General features: G+C 72.4%; 26 protein-coding genes, 5 tRNA genes and 1 pseudogene. 16 read left to right on the plus strand and 16 right to left on the minus strand.

The window, feature by feature from the left end; translation table 11 throughout:
* Window positions 1-40 precede the first annotated feature (40 nt).
* The 4 genes from AC07FJ_RS15890 (at window position 41) to AC07FJ_RS15905 (ending at window position 2,794) form a co-directional block, all read left to right on the plus strand.
* Window positions 41-127 (plus strand) — tRNA-Ser (locus AC07FJ_RS15890).
* A 97-nt stretch (window positions 128-224) separates the two neighbouring features.
* Window positions 225-299 (plus strand) — tRNA-Trp (locus AC07FJ_RS15895).
* 183 nt (window positions 300-482) lie between these two features.
* Entirely contained in the window at window positions 483-1,028 is a 546-nt protein-coding gene (locus tag AC07FJ_RS15900) for a SigE family RNA polymerase sigma factor (protein WP_479049327.1), read from the plus strand.
* Between the two features lie 110 nt (window positions 1,029-1,138).
* The gene (locus tag AC07FJ_RS15905; protein WP_479049329.1) at window positions 1,139-2,794 is read left to right on the plus strand and encodes a long-chain fatty acid--CoA ligase; all 1,656 of its coding nucleotides are present in this window, start codon (window positions 1,139-1,141) and stop codon (window positions 2,792-2,794) included.
* A gap of 56 nt (window positions 2,795-2,850) precedes the next feature.
* Here AC07FJ_RS15905 and AC07FJ_RS15910 read toward each other — a convergent pair whose 3' ends face one another.
* Window positions 2,851-6,465 carry a PAS domain-containing protein gene (locus tag AC07FJ_RS15910; protein ID WP_479049331.1) on the minus strand — a complete coding sequence of 1,205 codons (3,615 nt, stop codon included), beginning with the start codon at window positions 6,463-6,465 and terminating at the stop codon, window positions 2,851-2,853.
* A gap of 147 nt (window positions 6,466-6,612) precedes the next feature.
* Window positions 6,613-7,080 carry an SSI family serine proteinase inhibitor gene (locus AC07FJ_RS15915; RefSeq protein ID WP_479049333.1) on the minus strand — a complete coding sequence of 156 codons (468 nt, stop codon included), beginning with the start codon at window positions 7,078-7,080 and terminating at the stop codon, window positions 6,613-6,615.
* A 244-nt stretch (window positions 7,081-7,324) separates the two neighbouring features.
* On the opposite strand from AC07FJ_RS15915, the gene AC07FJ_RS15920 reads away from it, so the two are divergent.
* The 10 genes and pseudogenes from AC07FJ_RS15920 to AC07FJ_RS15965 all read left to right on the plus strand — a co-directional run bounded on the left by AC07FJ_RS15920 (window position 7,325) and on the right by AC07FJ_RS15965 (window position 14,320).
* Window positions 7,325-7,418: transfer RNA gene (locus AC07FJ_RS15920), tRNA-Ser, on the plus strand.
* 344 nt (window positions 7,419-7,762) lie between these two features.
* Window positions 7,763-7,835: transfer RNA gene (locus AC07FJ_RS15925), tRNA-Arg, on the plus strand.
* Between the two features lie 174 nt (window positions 7,836-8,009).
* Window positions 8,010-8,666, plus strand: coding sequence for a hypothetical protein (locus AC07FJ_RS15930; protein WP_479049335.1), 657 nt, complete (start codon window positions 8,010-8,012; stop codon window positions 8,664-8,666).
* A 91-nt stretch (window positions 8,667-8,757) separates the two neighbouring features.
* Window positions 8,758-8,862 (plus strand): annotated as a pseudogene (locus tag AC07FJ_RS15935) (GNAT family N-acetyltransferase); the annotation flags it as partial.
* 52 nt (window positions 8,863-8,914) lie between these two features.
* Window positions 8,915-9,181: a DUF7683 domain-containing protein gene (locus AC07FJ_RS15940; RefSeq protein WP_479049337.1), complete on the plus strand. Its 267-nt coding sequence runs from the start codon at window positions 8,915-8,917 to the stop codon at window positions 9,179-9,181.
* Between the two features lie 36 nt (window positions 9,182-9,217).
* Window positions 9,218-10,057 (plus strand): carbon-nitrogen hydrolase family protein, encoded by an 840-nt coding sequence (locus AC07FJ_RS15945; protein WP_479049339.1) that lies wholly within the window; start codon window positions 9,218-9,220, stop codon window positions 10,055-10,057.
* A gap of 10 nt (window positions 10,058-10,067) precedes the next feature.
* Entirely contained in the window at window positions 10,068-10,931 is an 864-nt protein-coding gene (locus tag AC07FJ_RS15950; RefSeq protein WP_479049341.1) for a DUF2797 domain-containing protein, read from the plus strand.
* A 123-nt stretch (window positions 10,932-11,054) separates the two neighbouring features.
* Window positions 11,055-11,750, plus strand: a complete 696-nt coding sequence (locus tag AC07FJ_RS15955; protein WP_479049342.1) for a response regulator transcription factor — start codon at window positions 11,055-11,057, stop codon at window positions 11,748-11,750.
* Window positions 11,751-11,827: 77 nt separating this feature from the next.
* Window positions 11,828-13,414, plus strand: a complete 1,587-nt coding sequence (locus AC07FJ_RS15960) for an MFS transporter (protein WP_479049344.1) — start codon at window positions 11,828-11,830, stop codon at window positions 13,412-13,414.
* 75 nt (window positions 13,415-13,489) lie between these two features.
* The gene (locus AC07FJ_RS15965) at window positions 13,490-14,320 is read left to right on the plus strand and encodes a TetR/AcrR family transcriptional regulator (RefSeq protein ID WP_479049346.1); all 831 of its coding nucleotides are present in this window, start codon (window positions 13,490-13,492) and stop codon (window positions 14,318-14,320) included.
* Between the two features lie 18 nt (window positions 14,321-14,338).
* Here the strand turns inward: AC07FJ_RS15965 and AC07FJ_RS15970 are convergent, their stop codons facing one another.
* The 5 genes from AC07FJ_RS15970 to AC07FJ_RS15990 all read right to left on the minus strand — a co-directional run bounded on the left by AC07FJ_RS15970 (window position 14,339) and on the right by AC07FJ_RS15990 (window position 18,682).
* Window positions 14,339-14,521, minus strand: coding sequence for a hypothetical protein (locus AC07FJ_RS15970; RefSeq protein ID WP_479049348.1), 183 nt, complete (start codon window positions 14,519-14,521; stop codon window positions 14,339-14,341).
* A 24-nt stretch (window positions 14,522-14,545) separates the two neighbouring features.
* A complete protein-coding gene (locus tag AC07FJ_RS15975) occupies window positions 14,546-14,818 on the minus strand; it encodes a hypothetical protein (RefSeq protein WP_479049350.1) in 273 nt (90 codons plus the stop codon).
* 53 nt (window positions 14,819-14,871) lie between these two features.
* Complete coding sequence (locus tag AC07FJ_RS15980) at window positions 14,872-15,684, minus strand: YceI family protein (protein WP_479049352.1); 813 nt, start codon at window positions 15,682-15,684, stop codon at window positions 14,872-14,874.
* A 101-nt stretch (window positions 15,685-15,785) separates the two neighbouring features.
* Window positions 15,786-18,140, minus strand: coding sequence for an MFS transporter (locus AC07FJ_RS15985; protein WP_479049524.1), 2,355 nt, complete (start codon window positions 18,138-18,140; stop codon window positions 15,786-15,788).
* A gap of 86 nt (window positions 18,141-18,226) precedes the next feature.
* Window positions 18,227-18,682: a MarR family winged helix-turn-helix transcriptional regulator gene (locus tag AC07FJ_RS15990; RefSeq protein ID WP_361423938.1), complete on the minus strand. Its 456-nt coding sequence runs from the start codon at window positions 18,680-18,682 to the stop codon at window positions 18,227-18,229.
* Between the two features lie 207 nt (window positions 18,683-18,889).
* Between AC07FJ_RS15990 and AC07FJ_RS15995 the strand changes: the two genes are divergently transcribed.
* Window positions 18,890-19,102 (plus strand): hypothetical protein, encoded by a 213-nt coding sequence (locus tag AC07FJ_RS15995; RefSeq protein WP_479049354.1) that lies wholly within the window; start codon window positions 18,890-18,892, stop codon window positions 19,100-19,102.
* 86 nt (window positions 19,103-19,188) lie between these two features.
* Here AC07FJ_RS15995 and AC07FJ_RS16000 read toward each other — a convergent pair whose 3' ends face one another.
* The 8 genes from AC07FJ_RS16000 to AC07FJ_RS16035 form a co-directional block, all read right to left on the minus strand.
* Window positions 19,189-20,166: an RNA polymerase sigma factor SigF gene (locus AC07FJ_RS16000; RefSeq protein WP_479049356.1), complete on the minus strand. Its 978-nt coding sequence runs from the start codon at window positions 20,164-20,166 to the stop codon at window positions 19,189-19,191.
* Window positions 20,167-20,400: 234 nt separating this feature from the next.
* A complete protein-coding gene (locus AC07FJ_RS16005; protein ID WP_479049525.1) occupies window positions 20,401-21,216 on the minus strand; it encodes an RNA polymerase sigma factor SigF in 816 nt (271 codons plus the stop codon).
* A gap of 235 nt (window positions 21,217-21,451) precedes the next feature.
* Complete coding sequence (locus AC07FJ_RS16010; protein WP_361423929.1) at window positions 21,452-21,745, minus strand: Dabb family protein; 294 nt, start codon at window positions 21,743-21,745, stop codon at window positions 21,452-21,454.
* A 9-nt stretch (window positions 21,746-21,754) separates the two neighbouring features.
* Window positions 21,755-21,919: a hypothetical protein gene (locus AC07FJ_RS16015; RefSeq protein WP_356644878.1), complete on the minus strand. Its 165-nt coding sequence runs from the start codon at window positions 21,917-21,919 to the stop codon at window positions 21,755-21,757.
* 114 nt (window positions 21,920-22,033) lie between these two features.
* Window positions 22,034-22,118, minus strand: a tRNA-Ser gene (locus AC07FJ_RS16020).
* Window positions 22,119-22,243: 125 nt separating this feature from the next.
* Window positions 22,244-22,759 carry a tRNA adenosine(34) deaminase TadA gene (gene tadA, locus AC07FJ_RS16025; protein ID WP_479049358.1) on the minus strand — a complete coding sequence of 172 codons (516 nt, stop codon included), beginning with the start codon at window positions 22,757-22,759 and terminating at the stop codon, window positions 22,244-22,246.
* Between the two features lie 29 nt (window positions 22,760-22,788).
* Window positions 22,789-23,319, minus strand: coding sequence for a tRNA adenosine deaminase-associated protein (locus AC07FJ_RS16030; RefSeq protein WP_479049360.1), 531 nt, complete (start codon window positions 23,317-23,319; stop codon window positions 22,789-22,791).
* Between the two features lie 160 nt (window positions 23,320-23,479).
* Complete coding sequence (locus AC07FJ_RS16035) at window positions 23,480-23,707, minus strand: hypothetical protein (RefSeq protein WP_479049362.1); 228 nt, start codon at window positions 23,705-23,707, stop codon at window positions 23,480-23,482.
* Window positions 23,708-23,799: 92 nt separating this feature from the next.
* On the opposite strand from AC07FJ_RS16035, the gene upp reads away from it, so the two are divergent.
* On the plus strand, window positions 23,800-24,435 hold the full coding sequence (gene upp / locus AC07FJ_RS16040) for a uracil phosphoribosyltransferase (protein ID WP_290114833.1): 636 nt from the start codon (window positions 23,800-23,802) through the stop codon (window positions 24,433-24,435).
* Between the two features lie 105 nt (window positions 24,436-24,540).
* Here the strand turns inward: upp and AC07FJ_RS16045 are convergent, their stop codons facing one another.
* Entirely contained in the window at window positions 24,541-25,182 is a 642-nt protein-coding gene (locus tag AC07FJ_RS16045) for a LytR C-terminal domain-containing protein (protein ID WP_479049364.1), read from the minus strand.
* Window positions 25,183-25,284: the final 102 nt, after the last annotated feature.

Below are 25,284 nucleotides of genomic sequence, written 5' to 3' on the forward strand. Positions count from 1 at the left end.
CCCGCTCCACAGCCGCTTCCGGGCGGCTGGGGCGGAGCAAGGTGGGTTGCCCGAGCGGCCTAAGGGAACGGTCTTGAAAACCGTCGTGGCAGCGATGTCACCGTGGGTTCAAATCCCACACCCACCGCAGTGGTTCGGAGAAGGACCTTTGGAGGGCGGGCCCCGGTGAGGGTCCGCCCTCCGTGTTTCCGGACGCGGCCCGTGCCTAGGATGCCCGTCGAGGCGGAGCCGTAGCGCAGAGGTCGTCGCGCGCGGTCTCCAAAACCGCGAGGACGCCGGTTCGAATCCGGCCGGTTCCGCTTCTCTTTCCGGCCGTCGGAGCGGCCGGGCGACCGGGCTCACGCGGGTGAACCCTGACCATCGGCCTGCCGTCCTCCACCCACAGGAGGTGGGTTCCGGCGCGGCCCTACAACTTGAGGCGGAGCCCGGGTCGGGACCTGCGGGCGATCCTGTGGGGTAGTGGCCGAACCTAGCGTGGACCCATGACCGCGACCGCCGGCACCGTCTGTACCGGAGCCTCCACCGCCGCCACCGGATACCCGTCGTTCTCCTCGTACGTACGGGCCCGGGGCCCCGTGCTGCTGCGCACCGCGCGGTCGCTGACCGCCAACCCGAACGACGCCGAGGACCTGCTGCAGACCGCGCTCGCCAAGACGTACGTCGCGTGGGAGCGCATCGAGGACCACCGCGCCCTCGACGGGTACGTGCGCCGCGCCCTCATCAACACCCGTACCTCGCAGTGGCGCAAGCGCCGGGTCGAGGAGTTCGCCTGCGACGAGCTGCCGGAGCCGCACGGGCTGCCCGAGCCCGACCCGGCCGAGCAGCAGGCGCTGCGCGACGCGATGTGGCGCGCGGTGGTGAAGCTGCCCGACCGCCAGCGGGCGATGGTGGTGCTCCGGTACTACGAGGACCTCAGCGAGGCGCAGACGGCGGAGGTGCTCGGGGTGTCGGTGGGCACCGTCAAGAGCGCCGTCTCGCGGGCGCTGCGCAAGCTCCGCGAGGACCCGGAGCTGTCGCCCGTACGGTGACCGCCGCGACTTCCGTCGGCCCGTCTACTCCCGGGTAGTGACATACCGCGTGGTATGTGCGCAGAATCTGCACACCCTTAACGCCACGTTGCGCCCAACGGGAGGACGCCGTGCTGAGCACCATGCAGGACGTACCGCTGACGGTGACCCGCATCCTGCACCACGGGATGACGATCCACGGGACGTCGCAGATCACCACCTGGACCGGCGACCCCGCCGCGCCGCACCGCCGCAGCTTCGCGGAGGCCGGAGCGCGCGCCGCCCGGCTCGCGGGCGCCCTGCGGGACGAGCTCGGCGTCACGGGCGACGAGCGGGTCGCCACCCTCATGTGGAACAACTCCGAGCACATCGAGGCATACCTGGCGATCCCGTCCATGGGTGCCGTCCTCCACACCCTCAATCTGCGCCTGCCCGCCGAGCAGCTGATCTGGATCGTCAACCACGCCGAAGACCGCGTCGTCCTCGTCAACGGCAGCCTCCTCCCGCTCCTCGCCCCGCTGCTGCCGCACCTCCCCACCGTCGAGCACGTCGTCGTCTCCGGCCCCGGCGACCGCTCCCTCCTCGACTCCGCCGCGCCCCGGGTCCACGACTACGAGGAGCTGATCGCGGACCGCCCCGACACCTTCGACTGGCCCGAACTGGACGAGCGGTCCGCCGCCGCCATGTGCTACACCTCCGGCACCACCGGCGACCCCAAGGGCGTGGTGTACTCCCACCGCTCCATCTACCTGCACTCCATGCAGGTCAACATGGCCGAGTCCATGGGGCTCACCGACAAGGACACGACCCTGGTCGTCGTGCCCCAGTTCCATGTGAACGCCTGGGGCCTGCCCCATGCCACCTTCATGACCGGCGTCAACATGCTGATGCCCGACCGCTTCCTGCAGCCCGCCCCGCTCGCCGAGATGATCGAGAGCGAGAGGCCCACGCACGCCGCTGCCGTCCCCACCATCTGGCAGGGCCTGCTCGCCGAGGTCACCGCCCGCCCCCGCGACCTCTCCTCCATGGCCCGCGTCACCATCGGCGGCGCCGCCTGCCCGCCCGCGCTCATGGAGGCGTACGACAAGCTGGGCGTACGCCTCTGCCACGCCTGGGGCATGACCGAGACCTCGCCCCTCGGCACCATGGCGAACCCGCCGGCCGGCCTCTCCGCCGAGGAGGAGTGGCCGTACCGCATCACCCAGGGCCGCTTCCCGGCCGGCGTCGAGGCCCGGCTCGTCGGCCCCGGCGGCGACCACCTGCCGTGGGACGGCGAGTCGGCGGGCGAGCTGGAGGTACGCGGCCCCTGGATCGCGGGCGCGTACTACGGCGGCGCGAACGGCGAACCGCTGCGCCCGGAGGACAAGTTCAGCGCGGACGGCTGGCTGAAGACCGGCGACGTCGGGGTCATCAGCCCGGACGGCTTCCTCACGCTCACCGACCGTGCCAAGGACGTCATCAAGTCGGGCGGCGAGTGGATCTCGTCCGTCGCGCTGGAGAACGCCCTCATGGCCCATCCGGAGGTCGCGGAGGCGGCCGTCGTCGCCGTACCGGACGAGAAGTGGGGCGAGCGCCCGCTGGCGACGGTGGTCCTGAAGGAGGGCGCGAGCGCGGACTACGCGGCGCTGCGCGCCTTCCTCACCGACGAGATGGCCATCGCCAAGTGGCAGCTGCCGGAGCGGTGGGCGGTGGTCCCGGCGGTCCCGAAGACGAGCGTCGGGAAGTTCGACAAGAAGGTCATCCGCCGCCAGTACGCGGACGGGGAGCTGGACGTCACCCAGCTCTGAGGACCTGAATCGGGGCGCTTCCGCGTGGCGGGGGCGCCCCGGCTCCGGGAGTTGCCCTAGTTCGTGCCGATCTTCGCCAGCAGGTCCACGATCCGCGACTGCACCTCGGGGCTCGTCGACCGCTCCGCGAGGAACAGCACCGTCTCGCCGGACGCCAGCTTCGGCAGTTCCGCCTCGTCCAGGCCGGCCGAGGTGTAGACGACGAGCGGGGTGCGGTTCAGCTGCCCGTTCGCGCGCAGCCAGTCGATGATCCCGGCGCGCCGGCGACGTACCTGCATCAGGTCCATCACCACCAGGTTCGGCCGCATCTGCGCGGCGAGCGTGACCGCGTCGGTGTCGGCGTCCGCCCGCGCGACCTGCATCCCGCGCCGCTCCAGCGCCGCCGTCAGCGCGAGCGCGATCTCCTCGTGCTGCTCGATCAGCAGCACGCGGGACGGGTGCTGCTCACTGTCGCGCGGAGCCAGGGCCTTGAGGAGTACGGCCGGATCGGCGCCGTACGCCGCCTCGCGCGTCGCCTGCCCGAGGCCCGCGGCGAGCAGCACCGGCACCTCGGCCGCCACCGCCGCCTGGCGCAGCGACTGGAGGGCCGTGCGCGTGATCGGCCCCGTCAGCGGGTCCACGAACAGCGCCGCCGGGAACGCGGCGATCTGCGCGTCGACCTCCTCGCGCGAGTGCACGATCACCGGCCGGTAGCCGCGCTCGCTCAGCGCCTCCTGCGTGGAGACGTCCGGCGCGGGCCAGACCAGCAGTCGGCGAGGGTTGTCCAGCGGCTCGGGCGGCAGCTCGTCGTCGACGGGCTGCGGGGCGGGCTGGTTGGCCACCTCCACCGCGCCGCCGGGACCGTCGAGCGGCTCGGGGCCCTCGGCCGCGTTCGCGTCGGGCGCTCCTATCTCGTAGGCGCGGCCCTCGGCGGGCGGGGACAGCAGCGGCTGCGGCTGCGGTTGCGGCGGGGCCTGGGGCTGCGGCTGCGGGGGTACGGGGCGCTCGCCCTCCGCGGGCGGCGTCGCCAGCTTGCGGCGGCGTCCGGAGGGAGTGGCCGCGGCGGGCTGTGCGGGCGGCTGGGCCTGGGGCGGGACCGGCGGCTGGATCTGCTGCGCGAACGGCACGCCCTGCCCGAGCGTGCGCACGCTGAACGCGCGGCCCTGCGTCGAACTGCCCGTGTCGTCCGGTGCGGCACCGGCCGGCGTCTCCGGCGGCAGCGGTACGGAACCGGTCCCGGTCCCGGTCCCGGTCCCGGTCCCGGTCCCGGCCCCTGTCCCGGCCCCGGCTCCCGAGGCCGGGTCCTGCACCGCGCGGCGCCGACCCGACGGCGCGGGCGCCGGGGGCTGCACCGGGTGCGGCTGCGGCGGCGTGTGATCGGCCTCCGGCTCCGGGCGTACGGCCTCGGCGCCGGCTGCGGCATCCCGTACCGCGTCGTGGCGGCCCTCGTCGTCGGCGCGGCGGTCCGCCTGGGCGGGCGGCAGCGCGAACGCCGTGCGCGCGCCCTCGGGCGGCGACGCCGGACGCTCCTGCGCGGTGCCGAGCGCCCGCCGGGCACGGCGCCCGGTCGGAGCGGGCTGCGGGGACTGCGGGTGCTGCGCGGGCGCGGGCAGGGCCGCGAGCCCCGCGGCCGGTACCGGCGACGCCGCGTCCACGGGCACACCCTGCGGCGGCACGGTCTGCCCGCGCGCCGCGCGGCCCTGGGCGCTCTCGGCGGCCGTCATGACCGCGCCCTCGGCCGGAGCCTCGGCCTCCGCCGGGCTCGGCTTCCCGCGCCGGCGCCCGGTCGGCGGCAGGGCCACCGGGTCCTCGGCGCGCACCGGGCTCTCCAGGAACGCGTCCGTCGAAGCCCGCCGCGCCCGCCGCCGCCCGCCACCGGACGTACCGCCACCGGAGGTGTCGCCCGACTGCTGAGCAGGCAAGACGGGCGTGACGGGAGGAGCGGCAGCCGCCTTCGGCCCGGCCGGCCCGGCCGGCCCGGTCGGCCCGGTCTGCGCGGGCTCGGTGTCCGCGGTCCCGCCCTCCGGCGCCTCACCCGCAGCCGGTTCGGGCCCCGCGATGGCCAGCGCCGACGAGGTGGGCTTCACGGCACCGGCCCCGGCCCCCAGCGGCACCTCCAGTACGTACGCGTGCCCGCTCATGCCCGGCACGTCGTGCGGCTGCAGCACGCCGCCGTGCGCCCGTACGATCCCGCGCACGATCGGCTCGTGCACCGGGTCGCCCCCGGCGTACGGTCCGCGCACCTCGATGCGTACGACGTCACCGCGCTGAGCGGCGGCGACGACGATCGTCGAGTCGACGTACCCGCCGCCCGCGCCCGGGGCGACCCGGGCCTTGCCGGTGGAGTCGACCCCGGCCACGTCCGCGATCAGGTGCGCGAGCGCCGTCGAGATCCGTACGCCGTCGACCTCGGCCTCGATGGGCGGCGCGTGCACGGCGAACTGCACGCGCCCGGGGCCGATGAGCTCCACCGCGCCCTCGACACCGGCCGCGACGATCGCGTCGAGGAGCGTCTTGTCCTTGCGCAGCTCCTCGTCGCCGACGTCCAGCCGCTGGTACCCCAGGACGTTGTCGACGAGGGTCGTCATCCGGGCGTACCCGGCGGCCAGGTGGTGCAGGATCTGGTTGGCCTCGGGCCACAGCTGCCCGGCCGGGTCGGCGGCGAGCGTGCCCAGTTCGGTCCGCAGCTCCTCCAGCGGCCCGCGCAGCGACTCGCCGAGCACGGCGGCCAGCTGGGCGTGGCGGGCGGCGAGCGCGGCGTACCGCTCCTCGCGCCGCTCGACCTCGACGGAGAGCCGCTCGCTGAGGTTGGCCATCTCGGTGGCGTGCTTCTCGGTCAGCTCGGTGACCTCGGCGGTGTGCTTCTCGACGAGCTCCTCGTACGGCCGCCGGTCGGTGAAGGTCATCACCGCGCCGACGAGCTGGTCCCCGTCCCGTACCGGCGCCGTCGTCAGGTCCACCGGCACCGGCGACCCGTCCTTCGCCCACACCACCTGGCCCCGCACCCGGTGCTTGCGCCCGGAGCGGAGCGTGTCGGCGAGGGGCGACTCGTCGTACGGGAAGGGCTCGCCGTCCGCACGCGAGTGCAGCATCAGCGGGTGCAGCTCCTTGCCGCCCAGGTCGCTGGCGCGCCAGCCGAGGATCTGCGCGGCGGCCGGGTTGACGAGCACGATCCGCCCGTCGGTGTCCGTGCCGACGACGCCCTCGGACGCGGCGCGCAGGATCATCTCGGTCTGGCGCTGCGAACGGGCCAGCTCGGCCTCGGTGTCGACGGTCCCGGACAGGTCGCGGACGACGAGCATGAGCAGCTCGTCGCCGGTGTACGGCCGCGGGTTCGCGCCGTACGAGTCGTACGCCTCGCGCCCGTCCTCGAGGCTGGCGCTGGTGACCTCGACCGGGAACTCGCTCCCGTCCGTACGCCGCGCGATCATGCGGGCGGGCTTGGTCCGTCCGCGCGCGTCGGCGGCCTCGGGGCGGCGCATCGAGCCGGGGATGAGCCGGGAGTCGAAGGCCGGCAGCAGGTCCAGCAACCCGCGCCCCACCAGGGCGGTCCCCGGGGTCTCGAACATCTCCAGGGCGATGGTGTTGGCGTTGACGACCGTGCCGTTCGCGTTGACGAGCACGAGCCCGTCCGGCAGCGCGTCGAGTATGGCTGCGAGGCGAGCAGCGCCTCGGGATGGCCTGCTGCTCACGACGACGCTTCCTCCCACTGACCTACTGCCACCCCCCGGGCCGGGGCCTGTCACTGGAGGGAGTCTAAAGGCAGGCGCGACGGGCGCGGCGGAGGTTCTGTGCGGGTTCCGGCCAGGACCGGCACGATTGTCGCCCCTATAACGCCCTTATGCGCCGGGCTTCGGCAGTACGGGCTCGAGGGCGTCCCACCGCTGGATCTCGCAGCCGTCGGTCCGCTGGAAGTGGGCGTCCACCTGCTCCCCGCGCCAGGTGCCGGTGATGTGCGCGGTCGCGTCGCCGCCGTGCTGCATGGTGCACAGCTGGTCCTTGCCGACGGGCGCGAACGGGTCCTTGCCCTCCTGTGACAGCTCCTCCAGCCGGTTGCAGGCGCCCTGCACCTTGGGGTGGGTGCCGGTGGCGGTACGCGTCCCGCACTCCAGCTCGAAGGTGCCGTCCAGCGCGGCGTTCCCGGAGCCGGCCACGGTGACGGTGAGCTTGTCGGTCGCGGCCGAGAGCAGGGGCACCGTCGGCAGGTCGGGGACGAGGGGCCCGGTCGTACCGGCCAGCGCGGCGGGCGCGGCGGCGCCGAGGGCGGCGAGGGACGCGGCGGTGGTGAGGACGAGACGGCGCAGCATACGAACTCCAGGGGTACGGAACCACGAAACCGTCGGGACACCCCGGCTGCCGGACGTGGGGTCCGGAAGCCCTGGCATCCCTCACCTCACTAACGCTCCACCACCCCGCGCGTTGCGCAACCCGTAACCCTTTGCTCTGCGCCCTGCGCGCCTAGTACCGTGGGGAGCGATTGGTGACACCCCCCTGGGCTGTGTCATCATCTGCACGCACGCACCACTCGCGCTCGCGTGGGTGTGCAGGCTTGGAGGCGTCGCCTAGTCCGGTCTATGGCGCCGCACTGCTAATGCGGTTTGGGCCTTAAAGCCCATCGAGGGTTCAAATCCCTCCGCCTCCGCCAGCTCCATCCGAAGCCCCGGCCCCACGGCCGGGGCTTCGGCCGTTCCGGGGGTCCTCCGCCCGGCGCGACCGCTCCCGGGTCGTGATCACCGGGCGCCGGCTGTTTCACCCGATCGCCTGCCCACCGGCCGGCTCGGCGGCCCGGCGGCTCCGGGGGTGCACGCGCGGCCCTCTTCTTGCGTGATCCGGGGTGCCCGGACTCCCGGTCTCCCGCCCCGTGGATCTTCTGGCGGGGGTATTTGCCCAGGTCAGGGGGTGTTTGGACAATGGATTTCGCGTCACGGCGCAGGTCATGTAATGTTGTTCCCGCAACGCCGACCGGGAAGAAAAACCCGGGAAGCACAAGCACTCGTAGCTTAACGGATAGAGCATCTGACTACGGATCAGAAGGTTGCAGGTTCGAATCCTGCCGAGTGCACAGCGAGCCAGAGGCCCCGGACGAAAGTCCGGGGCCTCTGGCGTTGCCCCCTTCTCATCCGCCGATCCCCACCGGCCTCCTGTGAGACGTGAGACGTGAGACGCGTTTGATGCGCCCAGCGCTCATGCGCTTGAGTGTCCACGTCAAGTGATCAAGAGCTACGAGGGGTTGACGTTGAGCAAGGCGACACGGGGGATCGCGGCCGGAGTGGTGCTGATGGCCGTACTGACGGGGTGTGGTGGTTCGGACGACGGTCTGGACGCCTTCCGCGGGGACGACGACAAGCCCCCGGTCACGCTGACGCCGGACATGGTCCGCACCGCCCTCCCCAGCAAGGCGAGCGCTCCTCAGGGCTTCACGGGTGACGACATCGAGGTCGAGGTCGGCGACGAGGCCGTCGAGGCGTGCAGCGACTCGACCGAGTCCAACTGCGGCGGGCTGCTCAGCATGGGCAGCACCGACTTCGACACGGACGCCGGCGACCGGGGCGACAGCTCCGACTACGACGGTGAGGTCGTCTTCGGCCTCCTCGCCTTCCAGAGCCCGGACGACGCCAAGGCCACGTACAAGGCCCTGGTCACCGAGGAGCGCCGCAAGGCGGGGCAAGACGGGAAGAACGCGAAGATGGTGAAGGTCGACGCGGGGGCCGAGGAGACCGAGGCCTTCGAGGAAGCCGACGGCGAGAGCATGATCATGATGCGGATCGGCAGCGTCGTCGCCGTGGTGAACGGCCAGGGCACCTTCGTGCAGAAGCCGAACTACAACGACCTCGCGAAGCTCCAGATCGACCGGCTGAAGAAGACCGCCCTGGGCATGAACCCCGACGCGTGATCCGCTGAGCCGCCCACGCTCGGACCGGCCGAGGCGGCGGTCGCCCACGAGGCGTACGCGGCCGCCCGGCCCTCCAAAGGCCGGGGGCCGGGCGTCGGCGGTTTACCGGGCGTGGGGATACCGCAAGATCGGCGAGGCGCGTCCGGGGGGCGAGGGTGCGGACCTCCATGACGTGATGCTGCTCGATAGGCGCTGAGAAGGCCGGGACCGCTCGATCGGCGTTCGGCGCCTCCTCGTACGATCCACCGATGGAGATGGACATGGAACAGCCGGATGTCGTCTGGTGGCTGGACGGATACAGCAAGGAAGACGAGTTTCTGCGCACGCAGCGCCCCATCAGCCCGGAGCAGATAGCGCAGTTGCGTGAGGTGATCCAGCCGGACGCGGACGACCCTTGGATGCTGTACTGCTACGACGTGCCTCTCGCCGTGTGGCCCGCGGTGGACGCGATCCTGCAGTGTGGGCCGCCCGATCCGGACCTGGACTACCAGACCTCTGCCACCGCGCCCGACTGATCGATGAAGACTCCTCCGGGCACTAGGTTGGCCCGCATGCGAAGTGATCAACTGCCCTCACAGGTCCTGCGCGTCGCCGCCGCGCAGGCGTGTCCCGTCGGTGGGGACGTCGGGGCGAATGCCGCCGTCGTCGCGGACATGGTGCGGGAGGCCGCCGCGAGTGGGGCGCGGGTGGTGGTGTTCCCCGAGAAGTTCCTGACCGGGTACGAGCCCGGGCTGATCGCCGCCGAGCCGGAGCGGTGCGCCGTGCAGGTCGACGACGGGCGGTTGGATCCGGTGCGGGAGGCGTGCCGGGACGGTGGGGTCGTCGGGGTGGTGGGGGCCGCCGTGCACGAGGCGGGGGAGCTGTACGTGTCGGCGCTCGTCGTCGACGACGAAGGGCGGCTCGCCGGGCGGTACGACAAGCAGACGCTGTTCGCCGCGGAGCGCGAGGTGTACCGGCAGGGGGAGGCCGGCTGCACGGTCGAGGTCGACGGGTGGCGGCTGGGCATCGGCGTCTGTTACGACTCCGGGTTCCCCGAGCACGCCCGGGCCGCCGCGCTCGACGGGTGTCACGCGTACGTGGTGGGGGCGCTGTTCGGGGTCGGCAACGGGTACCACGAGTCGCGCATGTGGTTCCCGGCCAGGGCGTTCGACAACACCGTGTACACCGTGCTCGCCAACCACGTGGGCGTGACGGGCGGCTGGCACACCTGCGGCGGCAGCGGGGTGTGGGGGCCCGACGGGCGGCTCGTGGTCGAGGCCGGGCCCGACAAGCGGGAGGTCGTCGTGGCGGACTTCGACCCGGCCGTGCTGCGCGCGGCGCGGGAGGCGCGGCCCGTGTTGCGGGACCTGCACGACACCGGGTCCGCGCCGCGCCTGCGGTACCGGGGCTGAGGTACCGGCGGTGACCAGGGCCGTCGGGCTGCGGTGGCAGGAGCGCCGGCCCGTGCTCGTGTGGGAGCGGGGGCGGGTCAGCCCGCTGTCGTACGGGCGCGAGATCGGTTTCCGGGCCGTCGGGGAGCGGCGGTGCGCCGGGGCGCGCGGGCGGCCGTGCGTCGTGGGGGCCGTGGTGGGCGGGCGCAGTACCGGGGGCCGGTGCGCCGAGTGCGCCCGCCTGGACCGGGCGCACTCCGTGGCGGCGGACGCCGCGGCGGACGACCCGAGGACGTACCGGGTGTACCTCGCGTGGTTCGGCCCCGGCATGGTCAAGGTCGGCATCACCGCGGAGGAGCGGGGTGACGTGCGGCTGCTGGAGCAAGGGGCGGTGGCGTACACCTGGCTCGGGCGCGGGCCGTTGATGGCGGCGCGGCGGACCGAGGAGGTGCTCGGTACGGCGCTGGGGGTGCCGGACCGCATCCCGTACGCCGCCAAGCGCGCCGCGCGCGTACGGCTGCCCGACGCGGGCGAGCGGGCGGCGGAGGTGGAGGCGCTGTACCTGCGGGCCGCCGGGGTGTCCGGCTGGGGAGAGACCCTGGAGCGGGCGGCCGAGCCGCGGGTGGTCGACCTCGCCGAGGTCTTCGGCTTGGAGCGGGTCGACGCCGTGGACGGTGTCGTCGGCGAGCTCGTCGCCGGAGGGAGCGTGCGCGGGACGGTGGTCGCCGTCGCGGGGCCCGACGTGCACCTCCTCGCCGGGGACGGGCGCCGAATCGTCCTCGACACCCGGCTGATCAGTGGGTGGGACCTCGTTCCGGGCGACGCCGATGCCGACGCCGCCGTCACCGTGCCGGTCGTCCCCGTGCCGCGTGGGGAGCAGCCCGGGCTCTTCTGAGGGGCGTCCGACGGATCCGACGGCCTTCTGGCCTTTCCGGCCTCTCCGGCCTCTCCGGCCTTTCTCAGGGAAATCACAGGGACGGCCAAGGCTTCTCTCAGGCTCCTTCGCCATCGTGAGTCCATGCCTACCGAGACCGGACTCCGCGTCCTCGTCGTCGACGACGAGGCATCGCTCGCCGAACTGCTGTCCACGGCCCTGCGGTACGAGGGGTGGGAGGTGCGCTGCGCCGGGGACGGCGCCGGGGCGGTGCGGGCCGCCCGGGAGTTCCGGCCCGACGCCGTCGTCCTGGACGTGACGCTGCCGGACATGGACGGGCCCGCCGTGGTCGGCGGCGTACGGCGCGAACTGCCCGGGGTGCCCGTGCTGTTCCTGACGCCGAGGGACGCGAGCGGGGCGGCGGTGCGGGTCGCGGGGTTCGCGGCCGGCGCGGGCGACCAGGTCACGAAGCCCTTCGGCATCGAGGACGTCGTCGCGCGGCTGCGCGCGCTGACCCGGCGGTCCGGCGCCGCGCGGCGCTCGCGGCTCGTCGTCGGCGACCTGGTCCTGGACGAGGACAGCCGCGAGGTGTCGCGCGGCGGGCAGGCCGTCCACCTGACCGGCACGGAGTTCGAGCTGCTGCGCTACCTCATGCGCAACCCGCGGCGGGTGCTGAGCAAGGCCCAGATCCTCGACAGGGTCTGGAGCTACGACTTCGGCGGACAGGCCAACGTCGTCGAGCTCTACATCTCCTACCTCCGCAAGAAGCTCGACGCCGGACGGCCGCCGATGATCCACACCCGGCGGGGTGCGGGGTACCTCATCAAGCCGGCCGCATAAATCGTTGTACGGCGTAGAAGGGTCACTTGTACGGTGTACGGGCCCGAGTCTCGTACACCGTATAAGGAGCTCCCGTCATGACGGCGACAAGCGCCGAGCCCCATCCCGCCGCGCCGCCCACCGGCAGCGGCGGGCACCCGCAGCGCTGGCTGATCCTCGGCGTCATCTGCCTCGCCCAGCTGACCGTGCTGCTCGACAACACCGTCCTCAACGTCGCGATCCCCTCCCTCACCGGCGAGCTCCACGCCTCGACCTCCGACGTGCAGTGGATGATCAACGCGTACTCCCTCGTCCAGTCCGGCCTCCTCCTCACCGCCGGCAACGCCGCCGACCGCTACGGCCGCAGGAAGATGCTGCTCCTCGGTCTCGCCCTCTTCGGGGTCGGCTCGCTCGCCGCCGGACTCGCGCAGTCGTCCGCGCAGCTGATCGCCGCCCGCGCGGGTATGGGGATCGGCGGCGCGCTGCTGATGACCACGACCCTCGCCGTCGTCGTCCAGGTCTTCGACGAGGCCGAGCGGGTCAAGGCCATCGGCCTGTGGGCCACGGTCAGTTCCCTCGGCTTCGCCGCCGGGCCGCTGCTCGGCGGGTTCATGCTCGACCACTTCTGGTGGGGCGCGATCTTCCTCGTCAACATCCCGGTCGCGGTCCTCGGGCTGGCCGCCGTCGCCGCGCTCGTACCGGAGTCGAAGCACAAGCAGGGCGACCGGCCCGACGTGCTCGGCGCCGTGCTGTCCACCATCGGCATGACCGCCGTCGTGTACGCGATCATCGCCGGGCCCGAGCACGGCTGGGCCTCCGGCCGGGTCGTGGTCGCCGCCGTCCTCGGTGCGGCCGTCCTCGGTGTCTTCGCGGTCTGGGAGCTGCGCACCCCGCACCCCATGTTGGACATGCACTTCTTCCGCAACCAGCGCTTCGTCGGCGCCGTCGCGGGCGCGATCCTCGTCGCGTTCGGCATGACGGGCTCGCTCTTCCTGCTGACGCAGCACCTGCAGTTCGTGCTCGGGTACGGGCCGCTCGACGCGGGCCTGCGGACGGCGCCGCTCGCGCTGACCATCGTCGTCCTCAATCTGACGGGCGTCGGCGCCCGGCTGCTGCCGAAGCTCGGTACGCCGCGGACCATCGCGCTGGGCATGGCCCTGGTCGCCGCCGGGCTCGCCGCCATCGCCGTCCTGGGCGGGGCGCACGGGTACGGCGGCATGCTGCTCGGGCTCGTGGTCATGGGCGCGGGTGTCGCGCTGGCCATGCCCGCGATGGGCAACGCCATCATGAGCGCGATACCGCCGGAGAAGGCGGGCGTGGGCGCGGGGATCAACGGCACGCTCGGGGAGTTCGGCAACGGGCTCGGCGTCGCCGTCCTTGGCGCCGTCCTCAACGCGCGGTTCACGGCGGCGGTCGCCGGGGCGGGGGTGGCGGCCGTCTCGCTCCCCGCGGCGCTCGCCGCGGCCGACGGGCCGGCCGACCGGGCGCGGGTCGCGGACGCGTTCGCCGCCGGTCTGGAGACCAGCCAGCTGGTCGGCGCGGTCGCGGTGCTGGCCGGCGGCCTGCTGGCGGCGGTGCTGCTGCACCGCGCCGAGCGGGGCGGTGCGGAGCGGGGAAGCGCCCAGCCGGGCCCGGCCAGACCGGACGGGGCCGAACCGGACGCCGCCGAGCGCGATCGGGCGTAGCGGGGCGGCATAGCCGGGCCTGGCACAGCAGGCGGCGGGCATAGCATCAGGGCCAGGATTCGAGGAGGACAGCCCATGGTGTCGGCAGCCGACCGCGCGAAGCACCCGGCCCGTGCGAGCGTCTGGCTGGAGGGCGGCAGAGCCGCGCGATCGGCGGGCCGCAAGGCCGAACGCCAGGCCGAGCGCACGGCGGAGCGCACGGCCGAACGCGGGGCGGAGCGCACCGCCGACCAGCCCTCCGGTCTCGACCGGGACCGCATCACCGCCGCGGCGGTCCGGCTGCTGGACGCCGAAGGGCTGGAGAAGTTCTCCATGCGGCGGCTCGCCGCGGAGCTCGACGTCACGGCGATGTCGGTCTACTGGTACGTCGACACCAAGGACGACCTGCTGGAGCTCGCCATCGACGCGGTCTTCGGCGAGCTCGACCTGCCCGACGCCACGACCGGCGACCCGGACTGGCGGATCGAGCTCCGCGCGCTGGCCGTCGGCTACCGCGCCCTGCTGGTCCGCCACCCCTGGGTGGCGCCGCTGGTCGGCCGGTTCCTCAACATCGGCCCCAACTCGCTGGCGTTCGCGCTCTGCGTCCAGCGGGTCATCGGCAACACCGGTCTGCCGACGTACGCCCAGACGGGCGCGACCCAGGCGGTCTTCCAGTTCGTGTACGGATTCGGCACGATCGAGGGCCAGTTCATGCAGCGGTGCGCGAGCGCGGGCATGAGCCAGGACGCGTACTACCGCGAGGCGCTGGCCGCGATCCATGAACGGCCCGGCTTCGAGGAGGACTTCCGCCGGGCCACCGAGCTGATGGAGGCCCGCGGCGGCGACACCGTCGACGAGATGCGCGAGCGCGACTTCGACTTCGCGCTCAAGCTCCTGATCGCCGGCATCGAGGCGATGACGCCCTGACGCGCCGCCGTGCGACGGTCAGGGTGCGCGGCGCTCGGCGTCGCGCACCACGGCGACGCGCATCGACTCCATCAGCTCCTCACGAGCCGACCGGAAGGCGCGGCGTGCCTGCGCGCACGCGGGATCGTCGCGCCGTGCGCCTGCCACCACCACATCCCGGTACACGGCGAGTTTCTCGGCGGCGTCCCTGGCCTTCGCCACGACGGGAGCCGGAGCCAGGAGTTCTCACTGGTACTGCTTGACGTGCACTCCGTGATCGAGCAGCGCGGTGGCCACCGCCTTCCGATCCCCCTCCGTGACGCCCGGGTCTCGGCTCGCGTGGCTGATCAGGTCCCGGGCATGCGTCAGTGCCTCCAGGAACTGGGCGTAGGTGGAGTGGAGCGTCTCCCTGTCCCGCTCCCCGGCATCCCGTCTCCATCGGAAGCGGTCGGCGAGCAAGGTGCTGCCGACACCGATACCTGCCCCAACCGCCGTGCTGACCAGTGCTGTCCAGTCCATGGCCCGCAGCGTACGGAGCCGTCCGGCAGGCGGCCAGAGCGCCGACGTGGGCCTTACGGCAGCCGCTCGCCGCGTACGGCCTGGATGTCAAGCTCCACCCGTACCGTCGTGCCGATCGCCGCGATGCCCGCCTGCACCACCTGGTTGTAGTTCATCGCGAAGTCCTCGCGCCGCAGCTCCGCCGTCGCGTGGAACGCCGCGCGCGTGCCGCCCCACGGGTCCGGGCCCGTGCCCAGGTACGTCAGGGACAGGTCCACCTCGCGCGCGATGCCGCGCAGGGTGAGGGAGCCGTGGACCGTCCAGCGGTCCGGGCCCGCCGGGGTCAGGCCGTGGCTGCGGTAGGTGATCTCCGGGTACGTCTCCACGTCCAGGAAGTCCGGCGACTTCAGGTGCTTGTCGCGCAGGCCGTTGCCCGTGTCGATGGAGGCCGCCGCGATCACCGCGTCCACGCGCGAGGCCGCGAGGTCCGGCGCGATCTCGATGCGGCCGCCGAAGTCGGTGAAGCGGCCGTGCACGCTGGAGATGCCCAGGTGCTGCGCCACCGCGCCGACCGACGAGTGCGCCGGGTCCAGGGTCCAGGCGCCGGGCGGCGGCAGCTCGACGCCGCCCGCGCGGGCCAGGACCACCGTGCCGAGCTCCGCCCGGCCGTGCCCGGTGACCAGCGCGGTGCGCGCGGCCGGGGCGTACCCGAGCGCCGTGACGACCACGGTGTACGGGCCCGGCGCGAGCGGCGCCTCCGCGACGACGGCTCCGTCCGGGTCGGCGTCGGCCCGCGCCACCTGGGCGCCCGTCATGTCGGTCACGGTCACCACCGCGTGCTGGACCGGCCAGCCGTCGCGGGTGCGTACGTGTGCGTGCAGTGCCATGCGGGTTCTCTCCTCGTACGAAAGAAAGCAGGGGCGGCAGGCCGTCCCCTGCCTGCCGCCCCCTCATCGGGTGTCTCCGCTCGATCCACCCGAGCTGTGGGTCACTCGCCGGGGTGGGCGAGTTCTATGTCGTGGCCGTCGAGGCCGTGTCCGGTCACGGTGAGCGCGCCGGCCACCGGCGGGTAGCCGGTCGCGATGAGCGTGTACTCGCCCGCGTTCAGGTCGGCGAAGCCGTACGCGCCGTCCTCGCCGGTCGTCACCGTGGCGACGACGTTGCCGGCCGCGTCGACGAGCGTCACGCGTGCGTCGGCCAGCGGGCGGTGGTCCGCCCCGGCCCGTACGGTGCCCTGGAGCCGGGCTCCGGCCTCCAGCAGCGCCTCGACCCGGGTCACGCCCTGGCCGCCGATCTCGGCCGGCAGGGCGAGCGGCCGGTAGCCGTCGGCGTTCACCGCGACGGTCACGGCGCCGGGCACCAGCTCGCCGAAGGCGAAGGTGCCGTCCTGCGCCGACGTACCGGAGGCGAGGACGTCGCCGCGTACGTCGGTGACGATGACCATCGCGCCCTCGACGGGCTCCCCGCCCTCGGCGGCCCGGACCGCGCCGGCGAGGCCGCTCGTACCGGAGAGCAGGACGTCGTGGCCCAGCGGCTCCGCGCCGACGACGACCGTGGACGCCTGCGGCTGGTAGCCGTCGGCGGAGGCGATCAGGACGTACGAGCCGGAGCCGGGGGCTTCGAGCGCGTACGTGCCGTCGGCGTGGGCGACCGAGCGGCCCAGCTGCCGGCCCCCGAGGGAGATGAGGGTGACGGCGGCGCGGGCGACGGCCGTGCCGTCGGCGGTGCGGACGGTGCCGGTGACGGGGGTTCCGCCCGCGGGGGCGACCAGGGCCGTCTCGGGGGCCGCGGAGGCCTCGGACGCTTCGGCGGCGGGAGCCGCCGCCGGCTCGGGCGTCGGCGTCGCGTGGCTCTTCAGGGCGACCTCCTTGATGAACAGGGTGACGAGGAACGCGATGAGCGCGAAGGGCGCCGCGTAGAGGAAGACGTCGGCGACGCCGTGCCCGTACGCGCTCTCCATGACGGTGCGGATGGGGGCGGGCAGCGCGTCCAGGTCGGGGATGCCGCCGCCGCCCGTGCCGCCGTGGCCGAGGGCCGCGCCCTGGGGGCCGAGGTCGGCGAGGCCGTCCTTGACGTAGTGGGTGACCCGGTTGGCCATGACCGCGCCCAGCGCGGAGACGCCGACGGCGCCGCCGAGCGAACGGAAGAAGGTGACCACGGAGGACGCCGAGCCGAGGTCGGCGGGGGCGACCTGGTTCTGGGTGCACAGGACGAGGTTCTGCATCATCATGCCGAGGCCGAGGCCCAGGACGGCCATGAAGACCCCGATGTGCCAGTACTCGGTGTCGTACCGGATGGAGCCCAGCAGGCCGAGGCCCGCCGTCACCAGCACACCGCCGGCGACCAGCCACGCCTTCCAGCGGCCGGTGCGCGTGATGATCCAGCCGGAGACGGTCGACGACACGAACAGGCCGGCGATCATCGGGATGGTCATGACGCCGGACATCGTCGGCGACTTGTCGCGCGCCAGCTGGAAGTACTGGCTGAAGAAGACCGTGCCCGCGAACATCGCGACGCCGACGAAGAGCGAGGCGAGCGAGGCGAGGGCGATGGTGCGGTTGCGGAACAGCCGCAGCGGGATGATCGGTTCGCTCGCGCGGGACTCGACGAAGAGGAAGACCGCGCCGAGCACGACCGAGCCGGCGACCATGGTGTACGTCTGCCACGACAGCCAGTCGTACTTGTCACCGGCGAAGGTGACCCAGACCAGCAGCAGCGAGACCGCGGCGCTGATGAAGAGGGCACCCGCCCAGTCGACCTTGACCTGCCGCTTCACCACGGGCAGCTTCAGCGTCTTCTGCAGCACGATGAGCGCGATGACGGCGAAGGGCACGCCGACGTAGAAGCACCAGCGCCAGCCGAGCCAGTCGGTGTCGGTGATCACGCCGCCGAGCAGCGGGCCGCCGACGGTCGCGACGGCGAAGGTGGCGCCGAGGTAGCCGCTGTAACGGCCGCGCTCCCGCGGGGAGATCATCGCGGCCATGATGATCTGGGCGAGGGCGGTCAGACCGCCGACGCCGATGCCCTGGACGACGCGGCAGGCGATGAGCATGCCGGTGTTCTGGGACAGACCGGCGACGACCGAGCCCGCCACGTAGATGACGAGGGCGAGCTGCACCAGCAGCTTCTTGGAGAAGAGGTCGGAGAGCTTGCCCCACAGCGGGGTGGTGGCGGTCATCGACAGCAGGGCGGCCGTGACGACCCAGGTGTACGCGCTCTGGCCGCCGCCGAGGTCGGAGATGATCTCCGGCAGGGCGTTGGAGACGATCGTCGAGGACAGGATGGCGACGAACATGCCGAGCAGCAGCCCGGACAGCGCCTCCATGATCTGCCGGTGCGTCATGGGCGTGCCGTCGCCGCCACCGTCTCGGGTCTTGGCGTGGTGGCCGCCCCGCACACCGGATGGTGTGGTCGTAGCCATGAACTTCCTTACGCTTGTGTACGTGTGGCGTGGGGCCGGCAGTCTCCGAAGGAGCTCCGGAGGCGGGCCAGCATCGCGTTCAGCTGTCCGACCTCGTCGTCGGACCAGTCCTGCAGGTGGTGGGCGAACAGGTCCGCCGACCGCCGCCCGAGGTCGTCGAGCAGCTCCTTGCCCGGGCCCGTCAGCCGCAGGATGCGGGAGCGCCGGTCGCCCGGGTCGGGCAGCCGCTCGATCCAGCCGCGGTCGGCGACGTGGGCCACATGGCGGCTGGTCACCGACATGTCGACGGCGAGCAGCTCGGCCAGGCGGCTCATCCGCATCTCTCCGTAGCGGTCGAGCAGCGCCAGGACGGCGGCGGAGCCGGCGGGGCACTCGGCGGGCAGGAGCCGCGAGAGTCCGCGCTTGACGGCGCCGATGGCGCTCAGCTGCCGGGCCAGTTCCTCGTACTGACTCCGCTCGGCCATGGGCAGGCACCCCCGAACATCTTGTTGCTTAGGGCAACCATAGAAGATGTTGGTTGCTACAGGCAAACTAAAAAGGGGCGAAGGTGCCTAAAGTCCTGGCAAAGGAGGGCCGCGACGGGCGGGCGGTGGGCGGACTTCGAGCGGAGTTCGGGTGGAGGGCGGACGGAGGTTGGGGCGCGGCTCGCCGGTTCGCTAGGGTCCTGCCCCATGGCACACAACCCCCACGCCCCGCAGGGCTCCGACGGCAACTACGACCCCGCGGGCAGCACCCAGATGTTCCGCGCCTTCGTCGACGAGGGCACGCCGCAGCGGCAGCAGCCGGCGGCGACGACCTCGTCCGGCCCCCGGGCCGGCCTGATCGCCGGCGTCGTGGCGGTCGTGGTGATCGTCGCGGCGGTGGCCTGGCTGGCGCTGGCCTGATCCCCGTACACGCGCGCATGACGAAGGGGGCTCACCGGTGCGGTCCGCACCGATGAGCCCCCTTCGACGTCGGGAGGGGCGGCGCCTCAGTCGGAGATGAGCCCCTCGCGCAGCTGCGCCAGCGTCCGCGTCAGCAGCCGCGAGACGTGCATCTGCGAGATGCCGACCTCCTCGCCGATCTGCGACTGGGTCATGTTGGCGAAGAAGCGCAGCATGATGATCTGCCGCTCGCGGGGCGGGAGTTTGGCGAGGAGGGGCTTGAGCGACTCGCGGTACTCGACGCCCTCCAGGGCGCTGTCCTCGTACCCGAGGCGGTCCGCGAGCGAGCCCTCGCCGCCGTCGTCCTCCGGGGACGGGGAGTCCAGTGAGGAGGCCGTGTAGGCGTTGCCGACCGCGAGACCGTCGACCACGTCGTCCTCGGAGACGCCGAGCACGGCGGCCAGTTCGGGGACGGTCGGCGAGCGGTCGAGCTTCTGCGCCAGCTCGTCGCTCGCCTTTGTGAGCGCCAGGCGCAGCTCCTGGAGGCGGCGCGGCACGCGCACGGACCACGAGGTGTCGCGGAAGAAGCGCTTGATCTCACCGACGACGGTCGGCATCGCGAAGGTCGGGAATTCCACGCCGCGTTCGCAGTCGAACCGGTCGATCGCCTTGATCAGGCCGATCGTGCCGACCTGGACGATGTCCTCCATGGGCTCGTTGCGGGACCGGAAGCGGGCGGCGGCGTACCGCACGAGCGGCAGGTTCAGCTCGATGAGCGTGTCCCGGACGTACGTGCGCTCGGGGCTGTCCTGGCCGAGGACGGCGAGCCGCTGGAACAGGGAGCGGGACAGCGTGCGGGTGTCGATGGCCTCCGGCGCGCTCACGGCGTGCGGGACGACGGCGACCTCGGCGACCTCGCCGGCCGGCTGCGGGGCGTCGATGGCCGCCATGGCCTCCATGGTGTCCGGGACCTCGGTGATCCCGACCTGTGCCGGCACCGGCACCGACGCGAGCCCGGGCGCGGACATGAGCTCCGGCACGGGCGTGAGCGTGAGCACCTTCGAGCTGCCCTGTTCTGCGGACATGCCACCCCCTTGAGGTCGCGGACGGTCGCGTGGGCCGCGACCATCGGAGGAACGCAGCCTCCACCTGAATACCGGAGCCGAGACTGCGGCAAACGCGGTTCCAGCAGAATGTCACATGTCGGCAACACGCTGTAGTGACTTGTCGACACTATGGGGGCAAATCTGCGCAGGAAACAGGGGGTGTGCGGCTTTTTCACCGCCTGAAGTGGGGCTGAAAGGGTCTACCCGTTTCAGCTATGCCTCGATCCTGTTTGCGGATCTCAATCGGGCGAAGCTCCGTGCGAGGAGCCTTGACACGTGCATCTGAGAGACCCCCAGCTCCTGGCTGATCTGGGACTGCGTCAGATTGCTGTAGTAGCGGAGCATCAGGATCCGCTGCTCGCGCTCGGGCAGCTGTACGAGGAGGTGGCGTACGAGATCGCGGTGCTCGACGCCCGCCAGCGCGGGGTCCTCGTACCCGAGCCGGTCCAGCAGCCCCGGCAGCCCGTCGCCCTCCTGGGCGGCCTCCAGCGAGGTGGCGTGGTACGAGCGCCCGGCCTCGATGCAGGAGAGGACCTCCTCCTCGGAGATCTTCAGCCGCTCGGCGATCTCGGCGGTCGTCGGGGAGCGCCCGTGAGCGGTCGTCAGGTCCTCGGTCGCGCCGTTCACCTGCACCCACAGCTCGTGCAGCCGGCGCGGCACGTGGACGGTGCGTACGTTGTCGCGGAAGTACCGCTTGATCTCGCCGACGACGGTCGGCATCGCGAACGTCGGGAACTGCACGCCCCGGTCCGGGTCGAAGCGGTCGATCGCGTTGATCAGCCCGATCGTGCCGACCTGGACGACGTCCTCCATCGGCTCGTTGCGGGACCGGAAGCGGGCGGCGGCGTACCGCACCAGGGGGAGGTTCGCCTCGATGAGCGCCCCGCGCACCCGGTTGTGCTCCGGTGTGCCCGGCTCCAGCTCCTTCAGCTGGGCGAAGAGCACCTGGGTGAGTGCGCGGGTGTCGGCGGCCCGCCCCGACGGGCGGGGGCGGGGCTCGGACTCGCTCGACTCGTTCTGGGGCGGCACCTGGTGAGGCGTCGTACTGGCCGGCACGTTCACGCCACCCCTTTGCGATCAAGTACGGTCAACCGATCCGTCAAAAGCGGTCATAGCATCACAAGACATGTCCACTGTGTGCAAGCACCTGATAACCCCGTGTTGTGGGGGGCGGCGTGGGGGCATACGGCAAGCCCCGCACCGGAAGTGACCGGTGCGGGGCTCGGAAAGCGCGGTGCCGCGAAGGCGCGGGGCTGCGGCGGACTCAGAACTCGTAGTCGGCGATCACCCAGGTGGCGAACTCACGCCACTGGCCGGCGGCCGCCTGGTGAGCCGGGTGCTCGATGTACCGCTTCAGCGCGTCCGTGTCCTCGACCGCCGAGTTGATGGCGTAGTCGTACGCGATCGGCCGGTCGGTGATGTTCCAGGCGCACTCCCAGACCTTCAGCTCGGGGATGAGTCCGCCGAGCTCCTCGAACGCCTTCACGCCCTCGACCACACGCGGTTCGTCGCGCTGCACGCCGTCGTTGAGCTTGAACAGGACCAGGTGGCGGATCACAGCGGACTCCTACTTGATGAGCTCGGTCATGAAGTCGCCGACACCCTGGGCGGCGCTCGAAATGCCTTCGAACCCTACCTTCACGAGTTCGCCGGAGCGCTCGGGAGAGTTGATGATCGAGTACAGGACGAAGACGACGAGGATGTAGAGCGTAACCTTCTTCGCTTGCGCCATCGGCCCGGTGTCCCCCGTCTTCCCCTGTGATCGTCCCGGTGGTCGGGTGAGTCTAACCGAGCGCATGAGGAAGGGCCCCGGCGCGTCCTGCGCACGGGGCCCTTCACAAGAGAGCGGTAGCGGAGGGATTTGAACCCTCGGTGACTTGCGCCACACTCGCTTTCGAGGCGAGCTCCTTCGGCCGCTCGGACACGCTACCGAGAGAGAGCTTAGCCCAAGGGTGCCGGTTCGCTGAAATCGATAGCCGGGACCGTCGTCGGCGGCGCGTTGGTGGTGCGTCGGCGGTCGCGCCACGATCCCGTCGACGGCTGCGCCGACGACTCCTCAGCGGTCGCGGAAGAAGCGCGTCAGCAGCGCCGCGCACTCGTCCGCCAGCACCCCGTGGACCACTTCGGGCCGGTGGTTGAGCCGTCGGTCGCGTACGAGGTCCCAGAGCGAGCCGACCGCGCCGGCCTTCTCGTCCAGCGCCCCGAACACCACCCGCTCCACGCGCGACTGCACCAGCGCGCCGGCGCACATCACGCAGGGCTCCAGCGTGACGACGAGCGTGCACCCGGGCAGCCGCCACTCCCCGAGCCGCTCGGCCGCCCGGCGGAGCGCCACGACCTCGGCGTGCGCCGTCGGATCGCCGGTCAGCTCACGCTCGTTGTGGCCGGCGGCGAGCTCCGTGCCGTCCGGGGACAGCACGACCGCGCCGACCGGTACATCGCCGGCCAGCGCGGCGCGCTCGGCCTCCTCCAGCGCCCGGCGCATGGCGCTCCGCCACGGCTCCCGTACGGGATCCGGATCGGGGCCGTGGTCGGGGCCGTGGTCGGAGCCGTGGTCGGGAACGGTCGTCATGGTCGTCGCGGGGTGGTGCGGGGGCCGCACTAGCGGACCGCCTCCAGGACCTCCGCGGCGCCGAGCGCGTCCGCGATGTCGGACAGCGCGTCGGTGCCGAGCTTCAGCAGCTCCTTCTCGGACATGCCCAGATCGTCCAGGATCAGCAGGTCGCCGAGCGGCTCGGCCGGCACGGTCTCGCCCGCGGGCTCCGTTTCCTCCTCGTCCTCGTCCTCGTCCGGTTCGCCGTCCTCGGTGCCGTCGAGGTCCAGCGCGTCCAGGTCGGGGGTGTCGTCGTCCAGTTCGTCGCCGAGCAGTTCCTTGGTGAGGATCTCCCCGTACGAGGAACGGGCGGCGGCCGCGCCGTCCGAGACGAAGATGCGAGGGTCGTCCTCACCCTCCACGCGGACGATGCCGAACCATGCGTCCTCCTGCTCGATGAAGACGAGCACTGTGTCGTCGTCCACCGAGGCCTCGCGGGCAAGCTCGGTCAGATCCGACAAGGTCTCCACATCGTCGAGCTCTGTGTCGCTCGCTTCCCACCCGTCTTCGGTGCGCGCGAGCAGTGCGGCGAAGTACACCGTGACTCTCCCACTGATCAGAGGTGTGACGATCGGGCGGCACGCTCCTGAATGCCCCGCCCACTCGGCATCGTGGCAGATACGAGGGCTTCAGGAGAGGTGTTCCGCTCTTGCGTCGTGCACCAGTCTGAGCCCGATCGCCGGTCCGTGTCACCAGGCATCACCAGCGGAAGGTCCGCATCCGCATCGCCTGACGCATCCTGGCGGCCCTCGCGCGGCGCGGCTGCACGCGGTCGCGCAGGGCTTTGGCCTCGTTCAGTTCGCGGAGGAACTGGGCGCGGCGACGGCGTCGCTCGGCGTCGGTCTCGTCCCTCTTCCCGCGCGCGTCGTCGCCGTCGTCCGGGGCGTCGGGCTGTTCCGGTCCTTCCGGCTCTACCGGGTCCGGCATCGCGACCACCACCCCCAGGTGTCTGACGTCCTGACCTCCCCACCTTCCCTCCACGGACGGGGTTGATGCCAGTGCGGGCTACTGTGGAGTCCATGCGGATCCACGTCGTCGACCACCCGCTGGTGGCGCACAAACTCACCACGCTGCGCGACAAGCGCACCGACTCCCCGACCTTCCGGCGGCTCGCCGACGAGCTGGTCACCCTGCTCGCGTACGAGGCCACCCGGGACGTGCGCACGGAGCAGGTCGACATCGAGACCCCCGTGACCCGGACGACCGGCGTGAAGCTGTCGAGCCCGAAGCCGCTGGTCGTGCCGATCCTCCGGGCCGGTCTGGGCATGCTCGACGGCATGGTGCGGCTGCTGCCCACCGCCGAGGTCGGCTTCCTCGGCATGATCCGCAACGAGGAGACGCTGGAGGCGTCGACGTACGCGACCCGGATGCCGGAGGACCTCTCCGGCCGCCAGGTGTACGTCCTCGACCCGATGCTGGCCACCGGCGGCACGCTGGTCGCCGCGATCCAGGAGCTGATCAAGCGCGGCGCCGACGATGTGACGGCGGTCGTCCTGCTGGCGGCGCCGGAGGGCGTCGAGGTGATGGAGCGCGAGCTGGCGGGCACGCCGGTCACCGTCGTCACCGCCTCGGTCGACGAGCGGCTCAACGAGCACGGCTACATCGTGCCGGGCCTCGGCGACGCCGGTGACCGGATGTACGGCACCGCCGACTGACCTTCGCGGCCCGGGGCTCGTCCCTCCGGCTCGTCCCGGCTCGTCCCTCCGGCTCGTCCCGGCTCGCGCGGTGGCGCGACGCGTGCCGGGCAGCCGGACCCGGTCCTACGCCGGGCAGCCGGAGGGGGCCGGGGCGGGGCGGGACAGGGCGGTGAGCGCGGCGGTGGCGTCCTGCGGGGGCGTCAGCGCCGTGAACGCCGTACCGATGATCAGGTCGACATCCGCCGTCTGGCGGGCGTCCGTCCTCAGCACCGCGCCCTTCAGCTGCGTACCGAGGACCGGGAAGGCGCCCTTGGTGGCGTCCGCGGCACCCAACAGGAGGCCCGCGCCCGGCACCTTCTTGTCGTACGCCGTCGGCGCGTTGCCCACCTTGCCGATGGCGAAGCCCCGCTTCTTGAGCTCGTCGGCGGTCGTCTTGGCCAGGCCCGCGCGCGGGGTCGCGTTGTAGACGTTCACCGTGATCTGGGCCGGCTGGAGCGGCACCCGCACCACCGCGGCGGGGCTCTTGTCCGGCTTGCAGGCGGCGCCGGCCGCCGTGGTGCGTTTCCTGCCGTCGGCGCCGGGGCCACCGCCACCGAAGACCTCGATGAGCTGGAGCGTTCCCCAGCCGGCCAGGCCGAGGGTGACCACCGCGGCGACCGCCGCGAGCACGATCCGGCTGCGGCGACGGGGGCGGCGCATGCGCGGGTAGGCGTTACCCGTGATGCGGTACTTTCCGCCCATACCCGGGGGAGTGAGCATGCTCATGGGCGCAGCGTAATGCGACCCGGTGACTATGCCTACTAAACGATCAACCGATGCGGCCGGATGGGTGGGAATACCCCCGAAAGACTGAGGGCCCAGGGGGGC

The sequence above is a fragment of the Streptomyces sp. NPDC045998 genome (assembly GCF_056430285.1).